General features: G+C 58.0%; 13 protein-coding genes and 2 tRNA genes. 1 reads left to right on the top strand and 14 read right to left on the bottom strand.

Annotated features, from left to right (window positions below; genetic code table 11):
• Positions 1–11 precede the first annotated feature (11 nt).
• Entirely contained in the window at positions 12–2,933 is a 2,922-nt protein-coding gene (locus GIV26_RS10865) for a DUF748 domain-containing protein (protein ID WP_236280455.1), read from the top strand.
• 284 nt (positions 2,934–3,217) lie between these two features.
• Here GIV26_RS10865 and GIV26_RS10860 read toward each other — a convergent pair whose 3' ends face one another.
• The 14 genes from GIV26_RS10860 to folP form a co-directional block, all read right to left on the bottom strand.
• Positions 3,218–3,838 carry a BON domain-containing protein gene (locus GIV26_RS10860; RefSeq protein WP_014719949.1) on the bottom strand — a complete coding sequence of 207 codons (621 nt, stop codon included), beginning with the start codon at positions 3,836–3,838 and terminating at the stop codon, positions 3,218–3,220.
• Positions 3,839–4,132: 294 nt separating this feature from the next.
• Entirely contained in the window at positions 4,133–6,238 is a 2,106-nt protein-coding gene (gene pnp / locus GIV26_RS10855; protein ID WP_003194180.1) for a polyribonucleotide nucleotidyltransferase, read from the bottom strand.
• 195 nt (positions 6,239–6,433) lie between these two features.
• Positions 6,434–6,703, bottom strand: a complete 270-nt coding sequence (gene rpsO / locus GIV26_RS10850) for a 30S ribosomal protein S15 (protein WP_003177875.1) — start codon at positions 6,701–6,703, stop codon at positions 6,434–6,436.
• A gap of 115 nt (positions 6,704–6,818) precedes the next feature.
• Positions 6,819–7,736: a tRNA pseudouridine(55) synthase TruB gene (gene truB / locus GIV26_RS10845; RefSeq protein WP_003176136.1), complete on the bottom strand. Its 918-nt coding sequence runs from the start codon at positions 7,734–7,736 to the stop codon at positions 6,819–6,821.
• A 3-nt stretch (positions 7,737–7,739) separates the two neighbouring features.
• On the bottom strand, positions 7,740–8,135 hold the full coding sequence (gene rbfA, locus GIV26_RS10840; RefSeq protein WP_236280453.1) for a 30S ribosome-binding factor RbfA: 396 nt from the start codon (positions 8,133–8,135) through the stop codon (positions 7,740–7,742).
• 159 nt (positions 8,136–8,294) lie between these two features.
• Positions 8,295–10,811: a translation initiation factor IF-2 gene (gene infB, locus GIV26_RS10835; RefSeq protein WP_003194185.1), complete on the bottom strand. Its 2,517-nt coding sequence runs from the start codon at positions 10,809–10,811 to the stop codon at positions 8,295–8,297.
• Between the two features lie 27 nt (positions 10,812–10,838).
• A complete protein-coding gene (gene nusA / locus GIV26_RS10830; protein ID WP_003194187.1) occupies positions 10,839–12,320 on the bottom strand; it encodes a transcription termination factor NusA in 1,482 nt (493 codons plus the stop codon).
• Positions 12,321–12,367: 47 nt separating this feature from the next.
• Positions 12,368–12,826: a ribosome maturation factor RimP gene (gene rimP, locus GIV26_RS10825; RefSeq protein WP_032873230.1), complete on the bottom strand. Its 459-nt coding sequence runs from the start codon at positions 12,824–12,826 to the stop codon at positions 12,368–12,370.
• Between the two features lie 140 nt (positions 12,827–12,966).
• Positions 12,967–13,043: transfer RNA gene (locus GIV26_RS10820), tRNA-Met, on the bottom strand.
• A gap of 96 nt (positions 13,044–13,139) precedes the next feature.
• Positions 13,140–13,225 (bottom strand) — tRNA-Leu (locus GIV26_RS10815).
• 22 nt (positions 13,226–13,247) lie between these two features.
• Positions 13,248–13,631, bottom strand: a complete 384-nt coding sequence (gene secG / locus GIV26_RS10810) for a preprotein translocase subunit SecG (RefSeq protein WP_003194191.1) — start codon at positions 13,629–13,631, stop codon at positions 13,248–13,250.
• Between the two features lie 4 nt (positions 13,632–13,635).
• Complete coding sequence (tpiA, locus tag GIV26_RS10805) at positions 13,636–14,391, bottom strand: triose-phosphate isomerase (RefSeq protein WP_236280452.1); 756 nt, start codon at positions 14,389–14,391, stop codon at positions 13,636–13,638.
• Positions 14,392–14,457: 66 nt separating this feature from the next.
• Positions 14,458–15,795 (bottom strand): phosphoglucosamine mutase, encoded by a 1,338-nt coding sequence (glmM, locus tag GIV26_RS10800; protein WP_236280450.1) that lies wholly within the window; start codon positions 15,793–15,795, stop codon positions 14,458–14,460.
• Between the two features lie 16 nt (positions 15,796–15,811).
• A complete protein-coding gene (gene folP / locus GIV26_RS10795) occupies positions 15,812–16,663 on the bottom strand; it encodes a dihydropteroate synthase (protein WP_034127005.1) in 852 nt (283 codons plus the stop codon).
• Positions 16,664–16,667 lie beyond the last annotated feature (4 nt).

Raw genomic sequence — 16,667 nt, 5'->3', positions numbered from 1 at the left:
GGCGTTCACCCATGCCCAAAGGATTGATCCGCGCCGTAGGCGCCTTGTTGACCGCCCTTGCTTTGTACAGCTTGCTGGGCTTTCTGATATTACCCGGCATCGCCCTTCGCATTGCCAACCAACAGTTGGCCAATTACGCCACGGTGCCGTCGCGAATCGAGCGCATCGAACTCAACCCCTTCAGCCTGGAACTGACGCTGTGGGGCCTGAAGATCGGTGAGCCAGGCAAAGAGCAAGTAGGTTTCGAACGCCTCTACGCCAACCTGCAGATCGACAGCCTCTGGACCCGCGCCCTGCACCTGGCCGATGTGCAACTGGACAAGCCCAAGACCGAACTGCTGTTCGACAAGTCCGGCCAACTGAACCTGGCGCAGTTGTTCAAACTGCCACCGAGCGAGCCAACCCCGGACGATCCCGATGCCAAGCCGTTCCCACTGCGTATCGACAGCATCAAGCTGGCGGGCGGTAACCTGCACTTCCAGGACCTGCGCCCCAGCGAGCCCATCGAATTCCTCTACGACGAACTCGACTTCGAGCTGAAAAACCTCAGCACCTTGCCTGACGACAATGCCGACATGACGCTGGTCGCCGCCGGCCCCGAAGGTGGCCAGATCGACTGGAAAGGCAACTTCAGCCTGGTACCGATCACCTCCGAAGGCACCTTGAAGGTGACCGACGGCAAGATGAAAGCCTGGTGGCCGTATGTACGTGACGCCCTGCCACTGGTGCTGGAAGACGGGGTGCTCAACTTCAGCACTGACTACAAATTCAGCCTGGCCAAAGAAACCGAGCTGAACCTGACCAACACCGCCGCCAGCATCGCCCCCTTTGCTATAAAGGCCCCCGATGGCCGGCCACTGGCGCGCCTGGAGCGCCTGGACGTCAGCGAAACCACGGTAGACCTGGCCAAGCAGCAGGTCATTGTCGGCAAGATCCGCAGCAACAAGCTGGAAACCTGGGCCGCCCGTGAGGCCGATGGTCAATTGGACTGGCAGAAGCTGTTCGCCAGCCAACCGAGCAAACCGGCCAAGGCACCGGAACCAACCGCTGCCGACGCGCCGTCGGCGCAACCGGCGGTCCCGAGCAAGCCGTGGCAAGTGCTGCTCAAGGACGTGCAACTGCGTAACTATCAGGTGCACCTGGCCGACCGCCAGGCTAAACCTGCGGTCGCGCTGGAACTGGGCCCGTTGAATGTCGACGTACAGAACTTCGACAGCCTCAACCAGAGCCCCTTCGCCTTGAAGGTCGACACCGGCCTGGGCAAGCAAGGCAAGATCCAGGCAACCGGCGAAGTTAACCTCAACCCGGTCAGCGCCAAGCTGAAAGTGAACACCCAGGACATCGACCTGCGGGTCGCCCAGGCCTATATCAGCCCGTTTATTCGCCTGGAATTGCGCAGCGGCATGCTCGGCAGCAACCTGGACGTAAACCTCAAAAGCACCGAGCCACTGGCCCTTCAGGTCACCGGCCGCGCCCAGGTTGACCAGTTGCATACCCTGGACACCCTGAAGACCCGCGACTTCCTCAAGTGGCAGCGCCTGGTGTTGGAAGGCCTGAACTACCAGCACGGCCAAAGCCTGTCGATCGACAAGGTCAACCTGTTGCAGCCGTATGCGCGCTTCATGATCAACGAAGATCGCACCACTAACATCGACGACCTGCTGATTCCGCAGCCGGCCGACAGCGGCAGCAAGTCGAACGCCAAACCTGCCGCCAGTAACGAAAAGCCCTTGGGCATTCATATCGGGCAGATCGCGATCAACGACGGTTCGGCCAACTTTGCCGACTTCAGCCTCACCCCCAACTTTGCCACCGCGATTCAACAGCTCAACGGCCAGATTGGCACCATCGACAGTCGCCAGGCCAAACCGGCCAGCGTCGATATCAAGGGCAAGGTGGACCGTTACGCGCCAGTGACGATCAAAGGCAGCGTGAACCCGTTTGATCCGATGGCCGCGCTGGACATCGCCACCAGCTTCAAGCGTGTCGAGCTGACCAACCTGACGCCTTACTCAGGTAAATTCGCAGGCTTCCGCATCCGCAAGGGCCGCCTGAATCTCGATCTGCACTACGTGATCACCAAAGGCCAATTGAAGGCTGAAAACAAAGTGGTGGTCGAGCAACTACAGTTGGGTGAAAAAGTCGACAGCTCTGATGCCGTCGACTTACCGATTCGCCTGGCCGTCGCCCTGCTCAAGGACTCCGATGGCAAGATCTCCATCGAACTGCCGGTAAGCGGCGACCTGAACAACCCGCAATTCAGCGTGATGCCGATTGTGTGGCAAACCCTGCGCAACCTCGTGGTGCGCGCGGCAACCGCGCCCTTCAAGTTCATTGGCGGGCTGGTCACTGGTGGCGGCTCTGAAGACTTGGGCAATGTGTCGTTCGCCGCTGGCTCCAGTGAACTGAACAAAGACGCCGAAGGCGCTCTGAACACCCTGGCCAAGGCGCTGAAAGAGCGCCCAGCCCTGCGCCTGGAAATTGAAGGCACAGCCGCTGCCAGCAGCGACGGGCCGTTCCTGGCCGCACAGCGACTGGAGCGTGAATACCAATATAACTACTACAAGATTCTCCAGCGCCGTGGCGACAAGGTCCCGGCCCAAGCCTCTTTGCTTGAGGTGCCGGAGAAGGAAAAAGCACCATTGCTGGAAGGCATCTACCGCACCCGCCTCAAACAGCAACCCCCGGCCGAATGGAAAGACCTGGGCAGCGACGAGCGCTCGGCGAAACTCAAGGACGGTGTGATCAAGTTCTGGAGTAGCAGTGACGTGCTACTGCGCCAGTTGGGGCAGGACCGAGCCAGCACAATCAAGGATTACCTGGTGGACAAGGGCCAGCTGGAAGATGACCGCGTGTACTTCATCGATGCGCAGTTGGGGCAGGCCGAGAAGGATGGCCGGGTGATCACTCCAATGCATCTGGATGCTGAGTAACTTCTAAGCACCACCCATCCTAATGTGGGAGCTGGCTTGCCTGCGATAGCATCACCTCGGTGCAACTGAATGACCGAGGTGCCAGCATCGCAGGCAAGCCAGCTCCCACATTTTTTTGGCCTGATCATTCTGTTTCAGCCTGAAATAGAACAGGCCCCGACACAAGTGCCGGGGCCTGTAATGACCACATCCGTGTGGCCGGTCGCATGAACTCCAGAGGTGCGTCAGGTGGATATCTAACTCACCCTAAGCCGCCGCTATTCAGTTCAAACGAAACGTCAGCGTTACTCTGCTTTCAGGCCGTCGGCCGATACAGCTTTAACGCCTTTGATTTTCTTGGTGATCGCTACAGCCGTTTCTTTCTGCGAAGCGGTCACAGCGGTAGGCGACGACAGGGATACAACACCTTTGTTGGTTTCAACCTTGATGTCGGTGCCAGGAATGCCTTTTTCAGTTACCAAGTCAGCCTTCACTTTGGTAGTGATCCAGGTATCGCTGGTGGTCTCTTTAGCGTCGTGGGCAGCGCCTTTGGTTTTGTCGATGCCGTCAGCTTTGGTAGCGCCGCCAGCCAGCAGGCCGTCAGCAGAAACCGCGGTCACACCTTTGATTTTCTTGGTGATGGCTACAGCAGTAGCTTTCTGCGAATCCGAGACTGCTACGTCGGAGGACAGGGAAACCACACCTTTGTTGGTCTCAACCTTGATGTCCGAACCTGGAATGCCTTTTTCGGTCAGCAGGTCAGCTTTGACTTTAGTGGTGATCCAAGTATCCGAAACGCTTTCCTTAGCCTTGGTCGCTTCACCGGCCGCCAAAGTCATAGGGGCTTGGGAAGTCTGAGCAAAGGCTACGTTAGCACCCATGGCCAGGGTCAGAGCGGTAGCAGTAGCGAGAGCGAACTTCTTCATACGAGTAACTCCTGTTTTATTAAAAGTCTGCAGGCGTAAACCTTCATGCTGCAGCGCTACCAGGGATATTGCAGACAGTGTGCCAACTCGCTCAACAGATTAAATCCCTTATTAAACAATGACTTATGAAAAACTTAAATTTTCGAAATCGTGCAACTTGCATGAAGCCCGTCGTGCCTGCATGCAAGTTGCGGCTTTTGGGCGACGCTAAACAGCTGATTCTGCTTCATTTTCTCGCGCCCATAAAAAAAGGACTCCGAGGAGTCCTTTTTTCAGCGTGAAGCCTGCGGGTGATTAAACGCCCGAAGCCTTGGCTGCTGCTACGTCCTTGATGGACAGCTTGATACGGCCGCGGTTGTCCACGTCCAGTACCAGCACTTCCACTTCCTGGCCTTCTTTCAGAATGTCGGTCACTTTCTCAACACGAGCATCGCTCAGCATGGAGATGTGAACCAGACCGTCTTTGCCCGGGAGGATGTTGACGAACGCGCCGAAGTCGACGATGCGCTCAACCTTGCCAACGTAGATCTTGCCGATCTCGGCCTCAGCGGTGATACCCAGGACGCGCTGGCGTGCTGCTTCAGCCGCTTCCTTGGTTTCGCCGAAGATCTTGATCGAACCGTCGTCTTCGATGTCGATCGAAGCCTTGGTTTCTTCACAGATCGCACGGATGGTCGCGCCGCCTTTACCGATGACATCACGGATTTTGTCGGTGTCGATTTTCATCGCGATCATGGTCGGAGCATTTTCCGACAGTTCGGTGCGGGACTGACCAATGATCTGGTTCATCTGGCCGAGGATGTTCAGGCGCGCTTCCAGGGCTTGGCCCAGGGCGATTTCCATGATCTCTTCGGTGATGCCTTTGATCTTGATGTCCATCTGCAGCGCGGTCACACCTTTAGCGGTACCGGCTACTTTGAAGTCCATGTCGCCCAGGTGGTCTTCGTCACCCAGGATGTCGGTCAGGATGGCGAACTTCTCGCCTTCTTTAACCAGGCCCATGGCGATACCGGCAACCGGCGCCTTCATTGGCACACCGGCGTCCATCAGAGCCAGGGAAGCACCGCAGACCGAAGCCATGGAGCTGGAACCGTTGGACTCGGTGATTTCCGATACAACACGGATGGTGTACGGGAACACGTCAGCGGCAGGCAGCATGGCCTGAACCGAACGACGGGCCAGACGGCCGTGACCGATTTCACGACGACCCGCGCCGCCCATACGACCACACTCGCCCACCGAGAACGGAGGGAAGTTGTAGTGCAGCATGAAGGGGTCTTTTTTCTCGCCTTCCAGGGTGTCCAGCAGTTGTGCGTCACGGGCAGTACCCAGGGTCGCAACGACCAGGGCCTGGGTTTCGCCACGGGTGAACAGCGCCGAACCGTGAGTCTTCGGCAGAACGCCGACTTCGATGTTCAGCGGACGCACGGTGCGGGTGTCGCGACCGTCGATACGTGGCTTGCCGTTAACGATGTTTTCGCGAACGGTGCGGTATTCGATCTCACCGAAAGCAGCTTTGACTTCGCTGGAGGAAGGCTGGCCTTCTTCGCCGGACAGCTTGGCGACGACCTGGTCCTTCAGCTCACCCAGGCGAGCATAACGGTCGGCCTTGACGGTGATGGTGTAGGCGTCGGAGATGGCAGCGCCGAACTCGGAGCGGATAGCGCCCAGCAGTTCGGTGGCTTCCGGGGCAGCAGCCCAGGTCCAGGTTGGCTTGGCAGCTTCGGCAGCCAATTCTTTAACCGCGTTGATCACAACCTGGAACTCGTCGTGAGCAAACAGTACGGCACCCAGCATCTGGTCTTCGGTCAGCTCTTTGGCTTCCGACTCAACCATCAATACGGCTTCGGACGTACCGGCAACGACCATGTCCAGGCTCGATGCTTTCTGTTGCTCGTAAGTCGGGTTCAGCAGGTAGCCGGTGCTTTCGTGGAACGCAACGCGGGCAGCGCCGATCGGGCCATCGAAAGGAATACCGGAGATGGCCAGGGCAGCCGAGGTACCGATCATCGCAGCGATGTCCGGATCGGTCTTCTTGCTGGTGGAAACGACGGTGCAGACAACCTGCACTTCGTTCATGAAGCCTTCTGGGAACAGCGGACGGATCGGACGGTCGATCAGTCGGGAAGTCAGGGTTTCTTTCTCGGAAGGACGGCCTTCGCGCTTGAAGAAACCGCCAGGGATCTTACCGGCAGCGTAAGTCTTTTCCTGGTAGTGAACGGACAGAGGGAAGAAGCCCTTGCTCGGGTCAGCGGTCTTGGCGCCAACAACGGTCACCAATACGGTCACGTCGTCGTCAACGGTAACCAGCACTGCGCCGGAGGCTTGACGGGCGATACGGCCTGTCTCGAGGGTAACGGTCGACTGACCGAACTGGAATTTTTTGATAACCGGGTTCACGGTGTCCTACCTTCTTTGTGGCTCTTGGGGGAACTTGTCTTCTTGCGAAATTCTTGGGCAATGCCGGGAATCGGCCCGACGCTCGTCCAGGGTAAAACGTGTATCCAGATAAAACTTGAGGCTGGGAGCCTACCACGGGCCACCGGGAATCCCGATGACACGCGGCAGACAACCAACCTCTAGCGCAATCGCTTATTAGCGACGCAGACCCAGGCGACCGATCAGAGTCTGATAACGACCCAGATCCTTGCCTTTCAGGTAGTCCAGCAGCTTACGGCGCTGGTTTACCATGCGGATCAGACCACGACGGGAGTGGTGGTCTTTACCGTTGGCCTTGAAGTGACCTTGCAGTTTGTTGATGTTGTGGGTCAGCAGTGCAACTTGCACTTCTGGCGAACCAGTGTCACCAACAGCTTGCTGATAGTCAGCTACGATTTGTGCTTTTTCTTGAACGTCGAGAGCCATGAGGCAATCCTTTTTTCAGGAAACCACCCAAAGGGCAGTTTCAACAGGCCAGGGACAAATCCCTGTATCTAAAAATGAGTGTTGACCATGCCTGTTAACAGCCACACTCGTTCGGTCATTCTGACCGAATCAGCCGACGCGGCGCGATGCGCCCGTCTTCGCTCACTTCACCGATACCGATAAAGCGACCGTTATGATCCTGTACTCGCACCATGCCGAACTTCGGGGCATCCGGGGCGCGTACCGGCTGGCCGTTGAGCCAGTAGAACGCGCTGTGCTCCGAAAAGTGCAGCAATGGCCAATCGAGCAAACCGCTGTCCGATGGCATGAGGAAGCGATCAACCGCTTCATTGCCGCCCTCGGCGTGTACCGCTTCCAACTCTTCCAGCGTGACCGTCTGGGCCAAGGTGAAAGGTCCGGCCTGTGTGCGTCGCAGTTCTGCAACGTACGCGCCACAGCCAAGTTGCTCACCAATATCTTCCACCAGGGTACGGATATAGGTGCCTTTGCTGCAGTCCACGGCCAAACGGGCAGTGTCGCCTTCACAAGCGAGCAATTCCAAGCGCGCAATAGTAACAGAACGCGGTTCGCGCTCCACTACTTCACCCGCACGTGCCAGCTTGTAAAGTGGCTGGCCATCGCGCTTGAGTGCCGAGTACATCGGCGGTATCTGACTGATTTGCCCACGAAAAGCGGGTAAGGCAGCTTCGATATCCGCACGACCAACGGTCACGTCGCGAACCTGCAAAACATCACCTTCGGCATCCGCCGTGGTGGTGGTCTTGCCCAGTTGCATCAGGGTTTCATAACCCTTGTCGGAATCAAGCAGGTATTGCGAAAACTTGGTGGCCTCGCCAAAGCACAACGGCAATACACCGGTGGCCAATGGATCAAGGCTGCCGGTATGCCCGGCCTTCTCGGCATTGAGCAGCCAGCGAACCTTCTGCAACGCGGCATTGGAGGTAAAGCCAATGGGTTTGTCGAGCAGAATGATGCCACTGACGTTGCGACGGATACGTTTGACCTGAGCCACCGCTTACTCCTTGGCGTCTTCAGGTGTGGACGGATGCTGGCTGTCTTCAGCCACGGCGCGTTCGATCAGTGCCGACAGGTGCGCGCCACGCACGACGCTTTCGTCGTAGTGGAAGTGCAACTGCGGAACGCTGCGCAGCTTCATTTCACGGGCCAACTGCATCCGCAGGAAACCTGCGGCGGAGTTGAGCACCTTGATGCTTTGCGCGATTTCTTCGCTTTTGTCCTGCCCCATCACGGTGATGAAGATCTTGGCGTGACCCACGTCACGGCTCACTTCAACAGCGGTAATGGTGACCAGGCCAACGCGTGGGTCTTTGACTTCGCGGCGGATCAGTTGGGCCAGCTCACGCTGCATCTGATCGCCGATACGCTGGGTACGGCTGTATTCTTTTGCCATGTCTTGTTACCTGTTACTGCCACACGGTGAAACCCGTGGGGTCTGAAAGCGGCAAACGCCCGGCCTGACAAAAGCCAGACCGGGCGTTGCGTTTAGAGTCCTGACGCTACGCGGGGCATCTGCATGCCCACACGCTGCGCGGCTCCTGAAGTGCGCGAGTTAGAGGCTGCGAGCAACCTGAACCTTCTCGAAGACTTCGATCTTGTCGCCAACCTTGACGTCGTTGTAGCTCTTGACGCCGATACCGCATTCCATGCCGGCACGTACTTCGGCAGCGTCATCCTTGAAGCGGCGCAGGGATTCCAGCTCGCCTTCGAAGATAACGATGTCTTCACGCAGTACACGGATTGGACGGTTACGGTACACAGTGCCTTCAACCACCATGCAGCCGGCGATCGCACCGAATTTCGGCGAGCGGAACACGTCACGCACCTCGGCGATACCCAGGATGTTCTCCCGGACGTCGCTGCCAAGCATACCGGTAAGGGCTTTCTTGACGTCTTCGATGATGTCGTAGATGACGTTGTAGTAACGCATGTCCAGGCCTTCCTGCTCGACGATCTTGCGAGCGCCAGCATCGGCACGCACGTTGAAGCCGAACAGTACAGCGTTGGAAGCCAGTGCCAGGTTGGCGTCGGATTCGGTGATACCACCGACACCGCCACCGACAACGCGCACTTGCACTTCGTCGTTACCCAGGCCGTTCAAGGCGCCGTTCAACGCTTCGAGGGAACCACGAACGTCAGACTTGAGGACGATGTTAAGCGTCTTCTTCTCTTCCTGGCCCATGTTCTCGAAGATGTTTTCCAGCTTGCCGGCGTGAGCACGGGCCAGCTTGACTTCGCGGAACTTGCCTTGACGGAACAGAGCCACTTCACGGGCTTTCTTCTCGTCAGCCACTACGCTCATCTCGTCGCCAGCGTCCGGCGTGCCGTCCAGGCCGAGAATCTCGACTGGGATGGCAGGACCTGCTTCCTTGATTGGCTTGCCGTTCTCGTCGAGCATGGCACGTACACGGCCGTAGTTCGAACCGACCAGTACCATGTCGCCTTGGCGCAGGGTACCGTCTTGGACCAGCACGGTGGCAACCGGGCCACGGCCCTTGTCGAGACGGGACTCAACCACGACGCCACGGCCAGGAGCCGATGGAGTAGCGGTCAGTTCCAGGACTTCGGCTTGCAACAGCACCGCTTCGAGCAGTTCGTCAACGCCGGTCCCCATTTTCGCCGAGACCGATACGAATGGCGTCTCGCCACCCCATTCCTCGGACGTCACGCCGTGAACCGACAGTTCGCTACGGATGCGATCGAGATCGGCGCCCGGCTTGTCGATTTTGTTCACGGCAACGACCAGAGGAACACCGGCAGCCTTGGCGTGCTGGACAGCTTCAATGGTCTGCGGCATCACGCCGTCGTCCGCTGCAACCACCAGGATCACGATGTCGGTCGCCTTGGCACCACGGGCACGCATTGCGGTAAACGCGGCGTGACCAGGGGTGTCGAGGAAGGTGACCATGCCGCGCTCGGTTTCAACGTGGTATGCACCGATGTGCTGGGTAATACCACCGGCTTCGCCTGCGGCAACCTTGGCACGACGGATGTAGTCGAGCAGGGAAGTCTTACCGTGGTCAACGTGGCCCATTACGGTCACAACCGGCGCACGGGAAACCGCTTCACCTTCAAACTTCAGGGACTCGGCCAGGGAATCTTCCAGGGCGGTGTCGCTGACCAGGGTCACTTTGTGGCCCAGTTCTTCAGCAACCAACTGGGCAGTTTCCTGGTCCAGTACCTGGTTGATGGTGGCTGGGGTGCCCAGCTTGAACATGAACTTGATGATTTCAGCAGCCTTGACCGACATCTGCTGGGCCAGATCGCCCACAGTGATGGTCTCGCCGATCTTCACTTCACGCACGACAGGGCCGGTTGGGCTCTGGAAACCGTGGGCGTTGCGCTTCTTCAGCTTGGCCTTGCCGCGACCACCACGACGGAAGCCATCGCTTTCTTCGTCGGTGGTACGTGGGGCAACGCGTGGCGCAGGCGCTTTCTCTTTGACCGAGGCGCGGTGCGGAGCGTTTTTACGCTCGCCATCGCCACCACCACCGCGACGATTGTTATCGTCAGCACGTGGTTTGTCCGGACGACGAGGCTCGTCGCGCTTGCGGGCGTCTGCTGCAGGAGCAGGTGCGGCGGCAGCCGGGGCAGCCTCACGCACAGCTTCAACAGGGGCGGCGACCGCGTCAGTGGCAGCAGGTTGCGCAGCAGCAGGCTGGCGACGCGCTTCTTCTTCGGCGCGACGCTTGGCTTCTTCTTCAGCCTTCTGACGTGCAGCATTTTCTACTGCGCGACGTTCTTCCAGCTCGCGTTTGCGCTCGGCTTCGATTTCTTCCGGGCTGCGCTGTACGAAGACTTTCTTCTTGCGTACTTCAACGCTGATGCTCTTGCTACCTGCAACCCGCAGGGTGCTGGTGGTTTTGCGCTGCAATGTAATCTTGCGCGGTTCTTCCACTTTCGCCTTGTGGCTGCTCTTCAAGTGAGTCAGCAAAGACTGCTTCTCACTATCGCTCACACCTTCATCGGCGGCGGTGTGCGGCAGACCTGCCTCACGCATCTGCTGCAACAGGCGCTCTACCGGTGTTTTGACCTCATCGGCCAGTTGTTTCACCGTGACTTGCGTCATGCACTTCTCTCCTCAGGCCGCGCCTAATTACTCGAACCAATGGGCTCGGGCGGCCATGATCAACTTGCCGGCACGATCTTCGTCAATGCCGTCGATGTCGAGCAGATCGTCAATAGACTGCTCGGCCAGGTCTTCGCGGGTAATTACGCCGCGCACCGCCAGTTCCATCGCCAAATCCTTGTCCATACCCTCAAGCGAGAGCAGGTCTTCGGCCGGATGGGCGTCTGCCAGCTTTTCCTCAGTAGCGATGGCTTTAGTCAACAAACGATCCTTGGCCCGAGCGCGGAGCTCGTTGACGATATCCTCGTCAAAGCCGTCGATGTTGAGCATTTCTTCCAACGGTACGTAGGCAATCTCTTCCAGGCTGGTGAAGCCTTCATCTACCAGCACCTGTGCCAGTTCTTCATCGACTTCCAACTCTTCGATGAAGTTGCGCAGGATGTCACCGGTTTCAGCTTGCTGCTTAGCCTGGATGTCCGATTCGGTCATCACGTTCAGGGTCCAGCCGGTCAGTTGGCTGGCCAGACGCACGTTCTGACCACCACGACCAATGGCCTGAGCCAGATTGTCTGCGCCAACGGCGATGTCCATTGCATGGGCATCTTCGTCAACGATAATTGCCGCCACTTCAGCTGGCGACATGGCGTTGATCACGAACTGCGCCGGGTTATCGTCCCACAGGACGATGTCCACACGCTCACCGCCCAATTCGCCCGACACTGCCTGGACGCGCGAACCGCGCATCCCGATGCAAGCGCCTTGCGGGTCGATGCGTTTGTCCTTGGAGCGGACCGCGATCTTGGCACGCGAACCCGGGTCACGGGACGCAGCCATCACTTCGATCAGGCCTTCGGCGATTTCCGGCACTTCGATACGGAACAGCTCGATCAGCATTTCCGGCGCGGTACGCGACAGGATCAACTGCGGGCCGCGGTTCTCGGTGCGGATTTCCTTGAGCAGCGCACGCAGACGCACGCCAACACGGAAGGTTTCGCGAGAGATGATGTCTTCGCGGGCCAGCAACGCTTCGGCGTTGTTGCCCAGGTCGACGATCACGTTGTCGCGGGTAACTTTTTTCACGGTGCCAGAGATGATTTCACCCAGGCGTTCGCGATAGGCGTCAACGACTTGAGCGCGCTCGGCTTCGCGAACCTTCTGCACAATGACCTGCTTGGCGGTCTGTGCAGCAATACGGCCGAATTCGATCGACTCGATCTTTTCTTCGACAACATCGCCAACCTGAGCGCCCGGATGCGTTTGCGCAACCTTGCTTGGCCAGGTTTCGATGGCCGGATCATCAAGATCGTCCTCTTCGACCACCGTCCAGCGACGGAAAGTCTCATAGGCACCGGTGTGGCGGTTGATTTCCACACGCAGATCTACTTCGTCTTCAAAACGTTTCTTGGTAGCAGTGGCCAGGGCCAGCTCCAACGCTTCAAAAATCACGCTTGCCGGTACACCCTTTTCATTGGATACCGACTCAACAACCAGCAGTACTTCTTTGCTCATCGTACGCCTCGCCTTTCGCAAGCCATTGGATCCGCGGGATCCGCGTCTCAGTCAAAACTGGGAATAATGTTGGCCTTGTCGATCATATCGATCGGCAACAGGAACTCGTGGTCTTCTACCTGCACCACGACATCCTGCTCTTCTACACCGCGCAGAAGGCCCTGAAAGTTGCGTCGCCCTTCAAAGGGGGAGCGCAGCTTGATCTTCACTTGTTCACCGGCATATTTAGCAAACTGCTCGATAGTGAACAGTGGGCGTTCCATGCCTGGCGAGGAAACTTCAAGGGTGTATTCAACGGAGATTGGATCTTCAACATCCAGCACACCGCTGATCTGACGGCTGACAATGGCACAATCGTCCACCAGCACGCCGCCCTCTTTATCGATATAAACGCGCAACATTGAGTGGCGACCTTGAGCCGAAAACTCAATACCCCAGCATTCATAGCCTAGGGCCACGACCACCGGGGCCAACAAGGCCTGCAACTCTTCTAGCTTGCTCGACACCTGAACCCCCTCGTGCATGTATGTGCATGCTGTGCAAAATAAAAAAATGGGCGAAACGCCCATCCTTGAAACGCCGTCGAACAGCGGCGTTGAAAGTGTCCAGCTAACAAAAAGCCCCTTAAAAGGGGCTCCGCTAAAACTGGTTGCGGGGGCCGGATTTGAACCGACGACCTTCGGGTTATGAGCCCGACGAGCTACCAGACTGCTCCACCCCGCGACAAAGCTGGGGCGGAAGTATACGACCGATCCCTTACAGGGTCAATGTAACCTTCCACCTACAAGAAAGCCCGCAACAGCGGGCTCTCCTGATAATTGGTACCGAGAAGGGGACTCGAACCCCTACACCCTATGGGCACAACCACCTCAAGGTTGCGTGTCTACCAATTCCACCACCTCGGCAATACAGCGTTTACAACCCTTCTTACTTCTGCTCTTGAGCTGGAGGTACGTCAGTCGCTGGAGTAGCCGACTTTTGCTCTTGAAGCACCGGGACATCATCAGAAGCCGGTTTTGCTTTTGGAACTTCCAACACTGCTGGGTTTGGCAAACCTACTTGAGTCAGCACATGAGCTTTCTCTTTAGCAAAGTAACCTAACCCTAAGCTGGTTATGAAGAAACCTGCGGCAAGTATAGCAGTAAACTTACTAAGAAAGGTAGAGGAACCTTGGCTTCCGAACACAGTATTTGAAGCACCTGCACCGAAAGACGCACCAGCATCCGCACCTTTACCCTGTTGCAACAAAACCAGAGCAACTACGCTCAGGGCAGCCAACAGATGAAAAACGACTACGACTGTTTCCAGCATTTTTTCAGTTTCCCGCGGCGCGACAGATCGCACCGAACTCATCTGCATTCAGGGAAGCTCCACCAATGAGCCCCCCATCGATATCCGGCATGCCGAACAGTTCGACCGCATTGGCCGCCTTCACGCTGCCGCCGTATAGAAGCCGCACACCTTGTGCGACTTCAGAATTCTCTGCCGCCAACTGCGCGCGGATGGCTGCGTGCACATCCTGCGCCTGTTGCGGTGTAGCAGTCAGCCCGGTGCCAATGGCCCAGACCGGCTCGTAAGCAATAACTGCCTGTGCAAATGCACCAACACCCAGCTCCTCGATGATGCTGCCCAGCTGACGCGAGACAACTTCAAGAGTCTTGCCCGATTCGCGCTGCTCAAGGGTCTCCCCTATGCACAACACCGGAATCAAGCCACAAGCCTGTGCTGCGGCGAACTTGCGGTTGAGCATCCCATCCCGCTCGCCCATCATCTGGCGACGCTCGGAGTGCCCGACAAGCACATAGGAACAACCCGCATCAACCAGCTGACTCGGCGAAATCTCGCCGGTCAACGCACCTTGCATCGGCTCTACCGCAGAGTTCTGCGCGCCGACCTGAATCGACTTGCCCTTCAAGCCATCAACCACTTGGTTGATATGCAAGCAAGGCGGGAACACCGCGACGTCAACACCGCTAGGCAAGGCCAAGTGACGAAGGCCGTTGATCAGCTCAGCGACACTGGCGCGGGTACCGTGCATCTTCCAGTTACCAGCTACCATAGTGCGACGCATGCTGTACCCCGTCGGTCAAAGTGGGCGCAGATGTTACCCAACCACATCATCACTGGCAAGCCGAATTCAGGCGCAAACTTCAGTTACCAGTTTTGCCAGGTCTTCGGCATGGCCACGAACCTGTGTTTCGTCCTCACCTTCGACCATCACGCGCACCAGCGGCTCTGTGCCGGACTTGCGCAGCAATACCCGCCCGCGCCCCGCCATTGCCTGGGTCACGCGCTCGCAAGCCTCTTTGACAGCAGGATGCTCGATGGGGTTTTCGCCACCGGCAAAATGCACATTGAGCAGCACTTGCGGACACTTGCGCAGGGCTTGGCGCGCCTGGGCCAGGCTCTCTTCGCGGCGACGCAGGGCCAACAGCACCTGTAGCGCGGCGATGATAGCGTCACCCGTGGTGGTGTGCTGGAAGCAGACCACATGCCCGGAATTTTCACCGCCGACCAACCAGTTACGCTCCAGCAGCTCGGCGATCACGTAGCGGTCACCGACATTGGCGCGAATAAAGGGAATCCCCAGTTCTGCCAACGCCAATTCCAGCCCGAGATTACTCATCAGGGTGCCGACCACGCCACCTTGCAGCTTGTTACGCTCATGCAGGTCACGGGCAATGATGAACAACAGGTCATCACCATCCACGATCGTGCCAGTGTGATCCACCATCAGCACGCGGTCGCCATCGCCATCAAAAGCGATGCCCAGGTCCGCATGCTCAGCCAGCACAGCAGCCTGCAGTTGCTCCATGTGGGTGGAACCGCAGTTGTCGTTGATGTTCAAGCCGTTGGGCTGAGCCGACAGCACGGTAACCTGTGCGCCCAGTTCCTTGAAGACGCTCGGCGCCACCTTGTAGGTCGCCCCATGGGCGCAATCGACAACAATCTTCAAGCCTGCAAAATTGGTGCTGCTCGGGACGCTGCTTTTACAGAATTCGATATAGCGGCCTGACGCGTCGTTAATGCGCGACACCTTGCCCAGCTTGCTCGACTCGACCACCGTCATCGGCGCATCCAGCAGCTCTTCGATCATCAACTCGATCTCGTCAGGCAGCTTGGTGCCCTGCCCCGAGAAAAACTTGATGCCATTGTCATCATGAGGATTGTGGGAGGCGCTGATCACAATACCGGCTTCAGCGTGGAAGGTACGCGTCAGGTAAGCGATTGCCGGCGTGGGCATAGGCCCCAACAGCATCACATCGGCCCCGGCGGCGGACAATCCGGCCTCCAGCGCAGACTCAAACATGTAGCCCGAAATACGGGTGTCCTTGCCCACCAGGATGCGACACGCGCCCATGCTGCGGAACGCCATGCCTGCCGCCCAACCCAGCTTGAGCATGAAATCAGGGGTGATCGGGAATTCGCCGACCCGACCACGAATGCCGTCGGTGCCAAAATATTTTTTAGTCATAAGTACTCCATCATTCTTATTCGGCTGATTCTACAGCAGCGAGCATGCGCACCACATCGACCGTTTCGGCGACATCATGCACACGCAAAATACGTGCGCCCTTGGTCACGGCAAGCGCCGCAAGCGCCAGGCCGCCATACAGGCGTTCGCCGACGGGGCGATTCAAGGCGAGCCCTATCATGCTCTTGCGCGAAACGCCGACCAACAGCGGGCGACCAAGGGCGTGCAGCGCTTCCATGTGTTTGAACAGGCTTAGATTGTGCTGCAGGGTCTTGGCAAAGCCAAACCCCGGATCGAGGATGATCTGCTCAGGCGCAATACCCACAGCCACACACTTGGCAACCCTCTCAGCAAGAAACCCACCCACCTCGCCAACCAGGTCGTCGTAATGCGGATTGTCCTGCATGTTGCCGGGCTCACCCAACATATGCATCAGGCAGACGGGCAAGCCGGTCGCAGCGGCCGCATCAAGAGCACCGTCGCGCTGAAGCGAGCGCACGTCGTTGATCAACCCAGCCCCCAGACGCGCGGTTTCGCGCATCACTGCCGGGGTGGAGGTGTCTACCGAGATGATGACATCCAGCTCGCGGGCTATGCGCTCAACCACCGGTGCCACCCGCTCCAGCTCCTCCAATGGAGAAACAACGCGGGCGCCGGGGCGGGTCGATTCCCCACCCACATCAATCAGCGTCGCACCGGCAGCCACCATCGCCTCGGCATGGCGCAACGCGGCGTCCAACTGACTGAAGCGGCCACCATCGGAAAAGGAGTCAGGGGTTACATTGAGGATGCCCATGACATGCGTCCGGGCCAAATCAAGAACCCGGTTGCCGCAAGGCAACCGGGTAGAGGACAAAGCAGAAGTCATTTCA

This window comes from Pseudomonas sp. PA-1-3F, from assembly GCF_021609665.1.
GTDB lineage: Bacteria > Pseudomonadota > Gammaproteobacteria > Pseudomonadales > Pseudomonadaceae > Aquipseudomonas > Aquipseudomonas paracarnis.
Note: the sequence above shows the minus strand (reverse complement) of the source record. Positions and strands in the feature narration are given on the sequence as shown.

Bases quoted from the DNA above. Each gene is read 5' to 3' on its own strand.
- glmM (WP_236280450.1), bottom strand. From the start codon at position 15,795: ATGACTAAAAAATATTTTGGCACCGACGGCATTCGTGGTCGGGTCGGC.
- rpsO (WP_003177875.1), bottom strand. From the start codon at position 6,703: ATGGCTCTCGACGTTCAAGAAAAAGCACAAATCGTAGCTGACTATCAG.
- infB (WP_003194185.1), bottom strand. From the start codon at position 10,811: ATGACGCAAGTCACGGTGAAACAACTGGCCGATGAGGTCAAAACACCG.
- rbfA (WP_236280453.1), bottom strand. From the start codon at position 8,135: ATGGCAAAAGAATACAGCCGTACCCAGCGTATCGGCGATCAGATGCAG.
- GIV26_RS10860 (WP_014719949.1), bottom strand. From the start codon at position 3,838: ATGAAGAAGTTCGCTCTCGCTACTGCTACCGCTCTGACCCTGGCCATG.
- GIV26_RS10865 (WP_236280455.1), top strand. From the start codon at position 12: ATGCCCAAAGGATTGATCCGCGCCGTAGGCGCCTTGTTGACCGCCCTT.
- folP (WP_034127005.1), bottom strand. From the start codon at position 16,663: ATGACTTCTGCTTTGTCCTCTACCCGGTTGCCTTGCGGCAACCGGGTT.
- secG (WP_003194191.1), bottom strand. From the start codon at position 13,631: ATGCTGGAAACAGTCGTAGTCGTTTTTCATCTGTTGGCTGCCCTGAGC.
- nusA (WP_003194187.1), bottom strand. From the start codon at position 12,320: ATGAGCAAAGAAGTACTGCTGGTTGTTGAGTCGGTATCCAATGAAAAG.
- tpiA (WP_236280452.1), bottom strand. From the start codon at position 14,391: ATGCGTCGCACTATGGTAGCTGGTAACTGGAAGATGCACGGTACCCGC.